At 64.8% G+C, this 12,165-nt stretch carries 8 protein-coding genes and 2 pseudogenes; 7 read left to right on the top strand and 3 right to left on the bottom strand.

Annotated elements, in window-relative coordinates; genetic code table 11:
- The first annotated feature begins 295 nt into the window (after nucleotides 1–295).
- The 6 genes and pseudogenes from rfbB to ACUYMY_RS11750 form a co-directional block, all read left to right on the top strand.
- Nucleotides 296–1,294 carry a dTDP-glucose 4,6-dehydratase gene (gene rfbB / locus ACUYMY_RS11775; RefSeq protein WP_481703732.1) on the top strand — a complete coding sequence of 333 codons (999 nt, stop codon included), beginning with the start codon at nucleotides 296–298 and terminating at the stop codon, nucleotides 1,292–1,294.
- On the top strand, nucleotides 1,291–2,715 hold the full coding sequence (locus ACUYMY_RS11770; protein WP_481703731.1) for a sugar nucleotide-binding protein: 1,425 nt from the start codon (nucleotides 1,291–1,293) through the stop codon (nucleotides 2,713–2,715). The genes rfbB and ACUYMY_RS11770 overlap by 4 nt, the downstream gene beginning before the upstream one ends.
- 180 nt (nucleotides 2,716–2,895) lie before the next feature.
- Entirely contained in the window at nucleotides 2,896–4,152 is a 1,257-nt protein-coding gene (locus tag ACUYMY_RS11765) for a lipopolysaccharide biosynthesis protein (RefSeq protein ID WP_481703730.1), read from the top strand.
- Between the two features lie 102 nt (nucleotides 4,153–4,254).
- A complete protein-coding gene (locus ACUYMY_RS11760) occupies nucleotides 4,255–5,214 on the top strand; it encodes a glycosyltransferase (protein ID WP_481703729.1) in 960 nt (319 codons plus the stop codon).
- A 47-nt stretch (nucleotides 5,215–5,261) separates the two neighbouring features.
- Nucleotides 5,262–6,158 (top strand): UTP--glucose-1-phosphate uridylyltransferase GalU, encoded by an 897-nt coding sequence (gene galU / locus ACUYMY_RS11755; protein ID WP_481703728.1) that lies wholly within the window; start codon nucleotides 5,262–5,264, stop codon nucleotides 6,156–6,158.
- A 262-nt stretch (nucleotides 6,159–6,420) separates the two neighbouring features.
- Nucleotides 6,421–6,888, top strand: a pseudogene (locus ACUYMY_RS11750) (CpaF family protein); the annotation flags it as partial.
- A 149-nt stretch (nucleotides 6,889–7,037) separates the two neighbouring features.
- Here ACUYMY_RS11750 and ACUYMY_RS11745 read toward each other — a convergent pair.
- The 3 genes from ACUYMY_RS11745 to ACUYMY_RS11735 all read right to left on the bottom strand — a co-directional run bounded on the left by ACUYMY_RS11745 (nucleotide 7,038) and on the right by ACUYMY_RS11735 (nucleotide 11,187).
- On the bottom strand, nucleotides 7,038–7,304 hold the full coding sequence (locus ACUYMY_RS11745; protein WP_481703725.1) for an META domain-containing protein: 267 nt from the start codon (nucleotides 7,302–7,304) through the stop codon (nucleotides 7,038–7,040).
- 332 nt (nucleotides 7,305–7,636) lie between these two features.
- Nucleotides 7,637–9,853 carry a tyrosine-type recombinase/integrase gene (locus ACUYMY_RS11740; RefSeq protein WP_481703726.1) on the bottom strand — a complete coding sequence of 739 codons (2,217 nt, stop codon included), beginning with the start codon at nucleotides 9,851–9,853 and terminating at the stop codon, nucleotides 7,637–7,639.
- A gap of 134 nt (nucleotides 9,854–9,987) precedes the next feature.
- Nucleotides 9,988–11,187, bottom strand: a complete 1,200-nt coding sequence (locus tag ACUYMY_RS11735; protein ID WP_481703727.1) for a tyrosine-type recombinase/integrase — start codon at nucleotides 11,185–11,187, stop codon at nucleotides 9,988–9,990.
- 83 nt (nucleotides 11,188–11,270) lie between these two features.
- Between ACUYMY_RS11735 and ACUYMY_RS11730 the strand changes: the two are divergent.
- Nucleotides 11,271–12,029 (top strand): annotated as a pseudogene (locus tag ACUYMY_RS11730) (TadA family conjugal transfer-associated ATPase); the annotation flags it as partial.
- Nucleotides 12,030–12,165 lie beyond the last annotated feature (136 nt).

Raw genomic sequence — 12,165 nt, 5'->3', positions numbered from 1 at the left:
GGAGATCCCGGGACAGCAGGCATGCTCGGAGCCACAGGGGAAGGGGTGGGCGATGGCAAGGGGACCGCGGAGGCCGGGAGGGCTGTACAGGTGAGACTCCACGACAGGATCAGGGCGGCACTGGCCGCTCGTCTGCCGAACCGGGTCCGAGTCAGCACATCGGGCTCCTCATGGCGATAGGTAAGAGACGGCTTCTCCTTCGCGAGGATAGCGCGCGTGTTGTCGATGGGACCAGAGTTATAGGTGTTGTTTGGCGACGGCGGTCCCAACCCGCCGCTTCGGTAGGCTATGGGCCATGCAGAAACTCCTCGTGACCGGCGGGGCCGGGTTCATCGGTTCCAACTTCGTCCACTACACGGTGGACAACACCGACTACCACGTGACGGTGCTCGACAAGTTGACCTACGCCGGGAACCGCGCCTCGCTCGAGGGCCTGCCCGCCGACCGCTTCGCCTTCGTCCAGGGTGACATCGCGGATGCCGCGACGGTCGAGCGGCTCGTCGCCGAGGCCGACGCCGTCGTCCACTACGCGGCCGAGAGCCACAACGACAACTCGCTGCACGACCCGCGCCCGTTCCTCGACACGAACATCATCGGGACCTACACGCTCATCGAGGCCGCGCGGAAGCACGGGAAGCGCTTCCACCACATCTCCACGGACGAGGTCTACGGCGACCTCGAGCTCGACGACCCCACGCGCTTCACCGAGCAGACGCCGTACAACCCCTCGAGCCCTTACTCCTCCACCAAGGCCGGCTCCGACCTGCTTGTCCGTGCGTGGGTCCGCTCCTTCGGGCTTGAGGCGACGATCAGCAATTGCTCAAACAACTACGGGCCGTACCAGCACGTCGAGAAGTTCATCCCGCGCCAGATCACCAACGTGATCGACGGCGTCCGCCCCAAGCTCTACGGCAAGGGCGAGAACGTGCGCGACTGGATCCATGCCAACGACCACTCCTCGGCGGTCCTGACGATCCTTGAGAAGGGCGCCATCGGCGAGACCTACCTCATCGGCGCCGACGGCGAGAAGAGCAACAAGGAGGTCGTCGAGCTCATCCTCACCGAGATGGGCCAGGCGGCCGACGCCTACGACCACGTCATCGACCGCCCGGGCCATGACCTGCGCTACGCGATCGACTCCACCAAGCTCCGCACGGAGCTCGGTTGGAAGCCCGAGTACTCCGACTTCGAGGCCGGCCTCGCCGCGACGATCCAGTGGTACCGCGAGAACGAGGCCTGGTGGCGCCCGCAGAAGGCGGCCACGGAGGCGAAGTACAAGGAGCTCGGCCAGTGACCGAGTTCTCGAAGCCCCTCGCCGCGACCGAGACGACTATCCCCGGCGTCGTCCTCTACGACCTCCCCGTCCATGGGGACAACCGCGGCTGGTTCAAGGAGAACTGGCAGCGGGAGAAGATGCTCGCGCTCGGGCTGCCAGACTTCGGGCCGGTGCAGAACAACGTCTCGTTCAACGAGACGGCGGGCACGACGCGCGGCATCCACGCCGAGCCGTGGGACAAGTACGTCTCCGTCGCGACCGGCCGTATTTTCGGTGCCTGGGTCGACCTGCGCGAGGGCCCGACCTTCGGCGCGGTCTTCACGGCCGAGCTCGACCCCTCGAAGGCCATCTTCATCCCCCGGGGCGTCGGCAATGCGTTCCAGACGCTCGAGGACGGCACGGCCTACACCTACCTCGTGAACGACCACTGGTCCGCCGACGCCCAGGGTCAGTACACGTTCCTGAACCTCGCCGACGAGACGGTCTCGATCCCGTGGCCCATTCCGCTCGAGCGGGCCGAGCTCTCCGACAAGGACCGCGCGCACCCGCGACTGGCCGATGTCGCGCCCATGCGGCCGAAGAAGACCCTGGTTCTCGGCGCCAACGGCCAGCTAGGCCGGGCGCTCCGGAAGGCCTACGACGCCGCTCCTGCCGCGGCGAACGTCGAGTTCGCGACCCGGGCCGAGTTCGACCTCGCCGACCCTGCCGCATACGCCTCCCGCAACTGGAGCCAGTACGAGGCGATCGTCAACGCCGCGGCCTACACCGCCGTCGACAAGGCTGAGACGCCAGAGGGGCGCCGTGAGGCATGGGCCGCCAATGTCACCGCCGTGGCCGCGCTGGCCCGGATCGCGGTCGAGCACCGGCTCACGCTCGTGCACGTCTCGAGTGACTACGTGTTCGACGGGACCAAGGACTCCCCCTACACCGAGGACGACGCCGTGTGCCCCCTCGGGGTCTACGGCCAGACCAAGGCGGCCGGCGACGCGGTGGTCTCCGTGGTCCCGCGGCACTACATCGTGCGGACCTCCTGGGTGATCGGCGACGGGAACAACTTCGTGCGCACCATGGCGAACCTCGCGGCCAAGGGCGTCAAGCCCTCGGTCGTCGACGACCAGGTGGGGCGGCTCTCGTTCACGGAGGACATCGCCGCGGGCATCCGCCACCTCCTCGAGTCGGGCGCTCCCTTCGGCACCTACAACCTCACCAACGATGGCGAGCCGCACTCATGGGCCGAGATTGCCGCTGATGTCTATCGGCTGAGCGGTCATGAGCCAACGGACGTCAGAGGGGTGACGTCTGCCGATTATTTCAGGGGCAAGGATGCAGCTCCTCGGCCCGCTTCGAGTGTGCTTAGCCTCAAGAAATTGGAGCAGATCGGCTTCAAGGCCGAGCTTGAGGCGAAGCGCCTTGAAGAATATGTTCCGGTTGATGAGTAGCATCACTCAGAGGGGTTGACCCACAATATCCCGACCTCATGGGCTTCGATGGTCTCGTGTCGCCCATAATTGCCCCGCTGCGGATTGGCCTTCATTCTCGCGATTCTCTCGCGACAGAAGCGAGCAGGCCGCATTCAATGGTTGTGTGATTCAATGGCACGTGACTCAGGAGAAGCAACGATGAGGAAGACTGGGCCAAGTGCGCTCTTAGGCCGACTAGGAGGATTCAGCGCTTCCCTCGTATTCTCTACGGCCGTAAACCTCATCGCGATTCCTTTCGTCATTGTGAATCTCGGCGCAGAGGTATGGGGACAACTGGCCGTCGTCATGTCGACCGCGGCAGTGGTTGGGATCTTTGTCGGGTTCGGCTGGGGAACGGTGGGTGCGGCGACGACAGCAGGCACCGCCGAACGCGAACGCCCATTAATGTACATCAATTCATTTACCAGCCGTTCGTACCTGTTTCTTTTCGCAGTGGTGCCAGCTGTAGCTGTTTCAACGGCAATCACGAATCTCGATCTGCTGCCAACGGTGATCGCTACCATTGCATACCTCCTGCCATTTGTCGGAGCGTCTTGGTATTTTGTAGGCGAGTCTAAGCCTTGGAGGCTGTTTATTCTCGATGTCCTCCCGCAGGGACTCGGCACCGTCGCAGGAACAGTTTCGACCTTTGTATCCCACGAAGTCTGGACCTATGTCGCGTTCCAGCTGTTGTTCAATCTTATTGCCGTCACCGGAAGCGTGACTTTCATCGGGCGGCTCCTGCCTAGCTCATCGCTTCCACTCGATTTCTCGCTTGTTCCCGCCATGCGAAGACTGAGAGATCAATGGCATGGGGTGGTAGCAGCAGGAACCGGAACCATCAACAGCAACGGTCCGCTCATTGCTGTTACCCTCATAGCGCCCGCATCGCTTCCGATCTATGCCCTGGCCGACAAGCTGCTCCGATATGGGATTGCCGCCTTCGGCCCTGTCTTGCAGCTCATTCAGGGGTGGATTCCGGCCGGCGGAGCGTCAAGGCAGGACAGCAGGGTACGTCGGGCCGCCGTCCTGGCGCCGGTCTTCGGAGTCGTCGGCGGAATTGGGCTTACAGCTTTCATGCCTCTCGCCGCTCAATTGCTTTCCGCCGGTCACCTCGCGATCGATATCAGTCTGACCTTGCCTTTTGGTATGATTTTCTGCAGCGTTCTCGTTGCTCAGATCATCGGCTTGGCCTGCCTCATCCCTATCGGAAAGGGACGGGAGCTTGCCACATCCACCGCAATCGGGGCCGCTCTGACTGTCGTGGTCATGGTTGTACTCGGCCGAATACTGGGTGCGCCCGGAGTGGCCTGGGGCGCGGCCACTGGCGAAGTTATGGTCGCACTTTATCAGCTGAATGTCGTCCGGCAGTACTTCCGCAAGATCCGTTCTTCGAAATTGCGCATTAATGCCTAGAGCAATCAGAGGTCGATAGAAATGGGAGGCAATCGAGAGGTGAGCGCACCTGGAATCGATGAGAACCGATCTCGATACTCGGAAGCCTTTGGTGTGGTTGCGATGGCCGCATACCAGCCAAACCTCTCGCTTTTCCGATCGCAGCTTCTTTCGATAAAGAACCAGACGCACAAGAATTTCCAGTGCCTGATTTCGGTCGATGGCAATCCGGAGCCGCTGAGAAAGTTTCTGGACGCCGAGATTTCAGATCCACGCTTCATTATTGTGGGTCATGAGGACAGGCTTGGGTTCTACGGAAATTTCGAGCGGGTGCTGTCGGAGATATCGGACTCTCCCGCCTGGGTTGCCCTCTCGGATCAGGATGACTTCTGGTATCCTGAAAAGCTTTCACTGATGCTGCCCTATCTGGACGATTATGCCTTGGTCTGCGGGCAGGCGAGGGTCGTCGATGCTGAGACGGGGAATACGTACGCTCCTACGACAGCAAGGCGCAACGTGCCGCTGTCCGATCTCATCGCGCAGAATCAGGTGACGGGAGGGCAGACCATCTTCCGCAGGGAGCTCCTCGAACTCGCTCTTCCTTTCCCACGATTGCCTACCGTCACCGAAGTCCATGATCACTGGCTGGCCGTCTGTGCAGCGTCGAGCGGGGGGGCCTTGGTACTCGACGAGGTCGTTCAGGACTATGTTCAGCACGGCAGCAATGTGCTCGGAGAAGTCGGTAGGGGCGTGAATCTGTACCGAAGCCTCCAGCATGTCCGCAGGATTGCTGATCGCTTCGAGGGAGGCCACGGTTTCGGGCAGATGCTTGAAGCGAGCCGGAAACTCTCCTATGGCTGGCGGCAGACGATGGTCGATACGCTGGCTCAGCGACTTCCAAGGCGAACCAACGAATTCTCGGACGTTGAGGCCGCATTCTCCTCCCGGCACACGTGGCGTAAGTCCGTGGGAGCCCTTCTCTCCGGCTACCGCAGAGGGAACATAGCTGCGTCTTGTCTAGTCGAATTCGTCGCCGGGACACCGGGTGAGATAGTGCGAAAATTGCGAAGGGCGTCCCCCTAGCCCTAGCGCTTCATTGTCGCGAAGGCCCTTGCCCGTAGGCTAGGTCCATGCCACAGACTGCACGAATCACGAAGGCCGTCATTCCCGCCGCAGGCCTCGGCACCCGTTTTCTGCCCGCCACGAAGGCCATGCCGAAGGAAATGCTCCCGGTCGTGGACGAGCCCGCCATCCAGTACGTCGTCGCAGAGGCGGCCAAGGCGGGGCTCGACAACGTCCTCATGATCACCGGCCGCAGCAAGCGGGCCCTCGAAGACCATTTCGACAGGGTTCCCCACCTCGAGTCCGTGCTCAAGGCCAAGGGCGACGAGCGGCGCCTCGCCGCCGTCCAGGAGTCCAACCACCTCGGCGACATCCACTACGTCCGCCAGAGCGATCCGAAGGGCCTCGGGCATGCCGTGCTGTGCGCCAAGCGGCACGTCGGGAACGAGCCCTTCGCAGTCCTGCTCGGCGACGACCTCATCGACGCACGCGATGAGCTGCTCACCGAGATGATCCGCACCCAGCAGGCCGTCGGTGGGTCAGTCATCGCGCTCATGGAGGTCGATCCGGCCCAGATCTCCGCCTACGGCTGCGCCGACGTCGAGGCGGTCGAGGGCGAGGACTTCGTCCGCGTCCGCGGCCTCGTCGAGAAGCCCGCGCCCGAGGACGCGCCGTCGAACCTCGCGGTGATCGGCCGCTACGTGCTCCACCCCGCGGTCTTCGACGTGCTCGAGCGCACGGCTCCCGGCCGCGGGGGCGAGATCCAGCTCACGGACGCCCTCGAGGCCCTCGCCGGGACCGAGGGCGAGGGCGGCGGCGTCCACGCCGTCGTCTTCCGCGGCCGCCGCTACGACACGGGCGACAAGGCCAGCTACCTCAAGGCCGTGGTCACCCTCGCCGTCGAGCGCGAGGACCTCCGCGACGAGCTCCGCCCGTGGCTCAAGGAGTTCGCGGCCACCCTCTAGACACCGCCCTCTAGACGGGGTCGGACGGCGGCGCCCCGGCCAGACATGGGCACATGTCTATTCCGAGCGCCGCCGTCCCGATCGCTGGCTGCCTCGACAGGTGCTCCTGAAGTACCCCAGCCGCATCGTGGCCTCATGCCGGTCTCGTGACGGAGTTATCCACAGCATGAACAAAGCTGACGCGGGAGTTTACTGAATCCGTTAGTCTTGCCAGTGCTGTCGGGGCCAGGGTCCGACGCCGCGATTCCGTCAGGGGGGGACTGTGGAGGCACTGCGCATTGTCGAGGGGGAGGTCCGCGAGCTCATCAGGCTCCGTGGGATCGACCCGCTGGGGCAGTCCGTGGAGGTCAAGCGCCTCGTCGAGGCCGCCATCCTCGATTACGACGAGCGCGCGCTCCTCGGTGCCGTCCCGCCCCTCGGCGCCCTCGACGCCGCCCGCAGGAGCGTCTTCGACGCTGTAGCCGGCTTCGGTCCGCTCCAGCCGTTCCTCGACGATCCCACGATCGAGGAGATCTGGCTCAACGCGCCGCACGAGGTCTTCGTGGCCCGCAACGGCGAGTCCGAGCTCACCGGCGTGACGCTCACCGAGCAGCAGGTGCGCGACCTCGTGGAGCGCATGCTCAAGTCTTCGGGCCGCCGGCTCGACCTTTCGAGCCCTTTCGTGGACGCCGCCCTGCCGGACGGTTCGCGCCTGCACGTCGTCATCCCCGACGTGACGCGCCGGCACTTTTTCCGAACTACCTAGGTCGTGGAGCAGGCTTCTTCGTCGGCCCCGCTGTCCGATGACGGATCCCTCATCGCGACAGGGGTCGGGAGGCAACTTTCCGGTGGATGGCCGGAATGGAACCGAAACGGGTGCAAGCGATGGCCACTGGTGGTCTACTGCATCCGGAAGGCGATTGTGTCGGAGCCGCTCCTCCATTGGAGATCCCCGCCGGCCAACGACATCTCTACTGGGCGGGACACGAAGTCGATCACCCAGTGTTTCTGCGATGCGCGATCCTCGGGGCAGCCCATGGCGCCCACACCGAGGCGGTCCACGACCATCGTGCTGCCGGTGATCGTCACCGGTCCGCTCAAGGGTCCGCAGGGGGTCGTCATCGTCAGGTAGAGGGTTCCGTCTATGGACTCCAGCTCTGCCGTCACCGAACCCGCTCGCACCCACGGGAGATCGGCGCCGCCGCCGGACGTGCTCGCGATGCTGGCGTATCTGCCGCAGTGGGCTGTCGGCAGGAATTGTGCGCACTCGGCGGTTGGCCCTGCTGTCGTGGTCCCCGCACGAGCTTCGCCGGGATCGGCAGCGGGCGTTCCGCACGAACTGAGCAGTCCGCCGAGCACGGCAAGGAGGGTCGCCCAACGCCACCGCTTCGTCACCTTCGCAACCCCCTCGACTCGCTCCGGCGATCAACTCTGCCTGAAGGATAGGTGTCGGTTTCCACCGCGGGTCACTACGGTGCTGTCACGTTCGGGTCACACTCTCATGAACCACGGCTTCCTCCTTCGGGGTTTCCGCTACGAGTCGTGGGCATGGGCAAGGTGGTAGTCGTTGCCCGTCGACGGTCGATGTCGTGCATCTGTGCGAGTTTCGCCTCCGCTGCGGTGAGGCTGGTCTGGAGTCCTTCGACCTCGCCGAGCCAACCGTTTGCCTCGGCTTCCTTGATGCGTTCGCGGAGGTTGGCAGCGATTTTGGTCAGCCGTTCTTTCTGGGCTGGGTCTGGTCGGAGGAGGGAGCAGCGGATGCAGGCGTGCTCGTGCTGGCAGCCGCTGCCGTAGGCGCGGCCGCAGGTCCCGAGCTCGACCTTGCGGGTGACGAAGTGGCGCTCGAACTCGTCCCATTCTTCGGGGGTTGGCTCTCTGTATTCTTCGCTTGGCCTCGCCTGTCGTCGTCTGGCGATGAAGCTGCGGTGCTCGCGGATCACGTGCTGCGGATAGACCGCGGCGTATCCCTGGGTTGTGATGATCGACTTGTGGCCCATCAGCTGCTGGATGATGTGTGGTGGCATTCCGGATGCGAGGGCATCGGTGGCGAAGATCCGTCGGAAGTCATGCGGCGTAAGGTGAATCGGCCGGCCGGAGACCTGGATGTCGGCGCGGCTGAGCAGCCCGTTCAGGAGTTTGCGGATGGCGCCGGGGCTGACGACTCTGGAGATGCCCCCTCTCTGCCTGCCTTGGAACAGGAACGGAAGCGGATCCGACCAGACCTTCTCGTAGGCGTCGTAGCGCTGGACGAGCGGAACGGTCCCGTCGGATCCGCGCACTCTCGAGATCACTTCGGCCAGGACATGGGCCAGCTCGGGGCCGGCGACCAGGAGGCGTTCCTCGTCGGATTTGCTCGGTGCAATGTGGAGCAGCGGCACGACCTCGCCGGTCTGCGGGACGGTGTACGGCTGGAGGGACAGGTGTGTGAGTTCGAGCAGCTCCTCGATGCGGATCCCGGAGTGCCTCAGGATTTCGACAGCAGCCCAGATCCAGAACGCCATGTCTTCCCGGTCGGTCAGGTCATTGGTCTGTCCGGGCCGCCGCACCCGTGTCGGCGAACTGGGAGTAACCTGCACGACCTCCCATTGGTGCCCGTCGAGGGTCACGACGGCGCCGTTTCCGGCGGCTGAAGCCTTCTGGAGCTGGTCGTGGGCCTGTGTGAGTTCGGCTTCCGCGGCCGCGACGAGCTGGGGGAGGATCGGGGCAAGCTGTCTGATCTTGTGGTGCTGCTCCGAGATCCGCCGGCGCCGGTCCTTGGTGCTTCCGGCGGTGTCATGGTCGTAGATGAACTGGGGTGCGACCCATTGGGCCCAATAGGCGTCCTGCTGGGCCCAGAGCGCAATATCGGAGTAGAACGCGGCCACGGTGTTCATCACCTCTCGGTAGCCACGGCGTGGCCTGCCGTCCGAGAGCGTCCTGATCCGTTCTTTCCAGTCCTCGCCCTGTTCTGGCGTCAAGTCGAAGCCGGCGGGTTGGCCATAGTGCTGGACGACGTCCGCCCAGAACAGGGATGCCAGCCGGGACGCGATGCTGTTCAGGCTTGTGTAGTCCAGGGAGGGCTGCCGTGACTTGAGGTATCGGACCAGGACGCTGCGCTGGGGTTCGGCGATGTTGTGCTGGTCCACCAGCTGTTCGCAGGTCCTGCGGCCCGGGCGGTGGACCCGGCCTGGGAAGTTGACGGAGTTGCTCTGCAGCCAGCCGAGTTCGCGCAGGACGTGCCAGACGGAGGCCAGTCGCTTTGACGCCACCGTCCGGCCGTCGTTGTATGCCCGGGACATGGTCACCACATCGTCGGCTGTGATCTGGTGGATTGGCTTGCCTGTCTGGGCGACCAGCTGCCCGCCGCTTGTCAGCACGGCAGCCTGGCTGACGGGCACCAGGCTCAACGTCGCAACCCGGTCCTCGAACAGCTTCCAGGTCTCGGCATCCCGGTCGCGGCCGATCGTCGGCCAGAACTGCAGGCGCCGCCGGTTCATCCAGACATAGGACGGACGCACGAGGTCCAGCGAGATCAGCCAACGAAGCGAACGGTGGTAGTCAGCGGCTTCCCACGGTTCCAAGTTCCGGCGGACCATCGGATAGAGCCAGCTCCGACCGGTCGGCCCGGACTCCTCGATCGCACTCTGCCAGCGCTCCTGCCACGTGGCGCCGTCATGGGCTCCCAAGAAGCCGACCAGCTCCGTGACAGCCGACCTCAACGACGGATCGCGTTCCACGACAGCTGCGACGACCTCCTCAGAGCCTGCCCCAGCGAGCTCACCGAACGGCACCTCAACGGCGTCGACGGGTCCGACCGGGTGCACCTGCGAGGGCGCCCGTCGCCTGGGCACCCGTCGATGAACGGCGGTCGTCATGACGACTGCCCCCACAGGATGTCCAGGTCCTCCTGCGCGTAGCGCAGCGTCTCACCCGGTGTTGCATCCGACGGCGGAGGAGTCAGGACTGCACGGTGTGCGGCAATCACGTCCTCGATCCGCGGAGTCGAATAGACCGTCAGCGTCTCCAGAGAGGCGTGACCGAGGATTTCCTGCACGTGGTGCGGCGCCATCCCTGCATCGAGGGCCCGGATCGCGAACGTGTGCCTGAGGTCATGCAGTGTCCAGTTGCTGCCGAGCGCATCGTTCGCCCTCCGCAGGACCGCGCGGAACGCGTCATAGCCCAGCCGCCGGCGTGGTTCCCGTTCGGTCACCCACAGCTCGTCCTCAGCGCCAGCATGGCCCCGCTCGATCAGGTAGAGCCGCAGCCAGATCAGCGCGTGACCGCCGACGGGCACCTGACGGAGCTCGCCGCCCTTGGTGAGGATCGTGATCAGCGAGTCGCCCCAGTCGATATCGCCTCCCTTGAGGCCCAGGATCTCGCTCGCACGCGCGCCGCTGGTGACGTAGAAGGCGAGCAGTGCGCGGTCGCGGTTGCACCGCAGGCGGCGGAACAACGACTCGAACTTGTCATCGGGGATAGCCCGGGGCACCCGCCGGATGGTCTTCTGCCGGTAGAGCTCGCGCGGCGCTCTCCTATACGGCTCCAGAGGGTTGTGGTGGCCGTTCGAGTGAGGACTCCGCTGCGGAAACGGATTCACCAGGACTGGCCCACCGCCGCGGCGATGGAACTCGTAGAAGCTCCGCCCTGCGGTCAGGACCCCGTTGATCGCCGAGGCTGAATACTTCGAGCCCAGATTGGGCTTGCCGGTAACGCCGTTGATGCCGGGACGACCTCCGGGCAGCCGCTTCGCTCCGACGAACTTGTCGGCACTTCGCATCCACAGCACGAACTCCTGGGTGTCGCGATCGCGCGCCTCCAACCAAGGCCGCCCAATACTCCAGAGGAACCGCAGATAGATCAACAGGCTGTTCGCGTAGGTCCGGACCGTCAGCTGCGAACGGTCGCACGCGATCAGATTGCGAAACCACTCAGTGGCCGGAAGGAATTCGTCGTCGAGCGCGTCCAGAATTCGATAGCCCGGCACACCCGCGATCGGCACCACCTTGCCGAGTTCGGCAACCGACACTGACTCGCCCCGCTGGTGCGCTGGTTCGCTGTCTCCCGCGTCCATGGCATCAAGATCGCACCGGTGGGGAAGCAAAAGAGACAGCGACACGAAGCAATTTCGGCTTGATAGTTCGGTTAGTTTATCGGGCCGTGAACATCCGCAAGTTCGTGGTCAAGGCCAGCCGGCTCGAGCACCTCGTGGACCTGGGTTCCCTCACGCCGCAGGCGGCGCGCTTCCTGGGCGCGGCCGTCGCCGGCGGGCTCAACGTCCTCGTCTCGGGCGCCACCCAGGCCGGCAAGACGACCATGCTCAACTGCCTGGGCGCGTCGATCGGCTCGCGGGAGCGCGTCGTGACGGTCGAGGAGATCTTCGAGCTCCAGTTCCCGCTGCGCGACGTCGTCGGCCTGCAGTGCCGCCAGCCGAATCTCGAGGGCACGGGCGAGATCCCGCTCCGCCGCCTCGTCAAGGAGGCGCTGCGCATGCGGCCGGACCGGCTCGTCGTCGGCGAGGTCCGGGAGGCGGAAAGCCTCGACATGCTCATTGCCCTCAACAGCGGGCTTCCCGGAATGTGCACGATTCACGCGAACTCGGCGCAGGACGCGATCACCAAGCTCTGCACCCTGCCGTTGCTGGCCGGGGCGAACATCTCCTCCTCATTCGTCGTGCCGACCGTCGCCGCCTGCATCGACCTCGTCGTGCACTGCACGCGCCAGCCCAACGGCCGCCGCCAGGTCAGCGAGATCCTCGCCGTGGGCCAGCGTGTCGAAAACGGGATCATCGAGACCTCGACCGTGTTCTCCCTTGAGCCCGACGGCGTCCTGCGGCCCGGGGCCACCGGGCTGCCCGCAGTCGAGAAGTTCGCCCGCGCCGGGATCGACGTGTCCCTGCTCCTCGAGGCCGCCTGATGGCCGCCGCGCTGGGCCTGGCCGGAGGGATCGGGCTCTTCCTCGTCTGGTGGTCCTTCTGGCCCCTGCCCGTCCGCACCGTCCGGACCAAGCGTCTGGGGCGGCTCCATGCGCTCAGATAAACTAACCGAACTAT

The organism is Sinomonas sp. T428B (assembly GCF_056780155.1).
This window is presented reverse-complemented; position numbering and strand designations above follow the sequence as displayed.

Excerpts from the sequence above, each read along its gene's own strand:
- rfbB (WP_481703732.1), top strand. The coding sequence starts at position 296 with ATGCAGAAACTCCTCGTGACCGGCGGGGCCGGGTTCATCGGTTCCAAC.
- ACUYMY_RS11765 (WP_481703730.1), top strand. The coding sequence starts at position 2,896 with ATGAGGAAGACTGGGCCAAGTGCGCTCTTAGGCCGACTAGGAGGATTC.
- ACUYMY_RS11760 (WP_481703729.1), top strand. The coding sequence starts at position 4,255 with ATGGCCGCATACCAGCCAAACCTCTCGCTTTTCCGATCGCAGCTTCTT.
- galU (WP_481703728.1), top strand. The coding sequence starts at position 5,262 with ATGCCACAGACTGCACGAATCACGAAGGCCGTCATTCCCGCCGCAGGC.
- ACUYMY_RS11735 (WP_481703727.1), bottom strand. The coding sequence starts at position 11,187 with ATGGACGCGGGAGACAGCGAACCAGCGCACCAGCGGGGCGAGTCAGTG.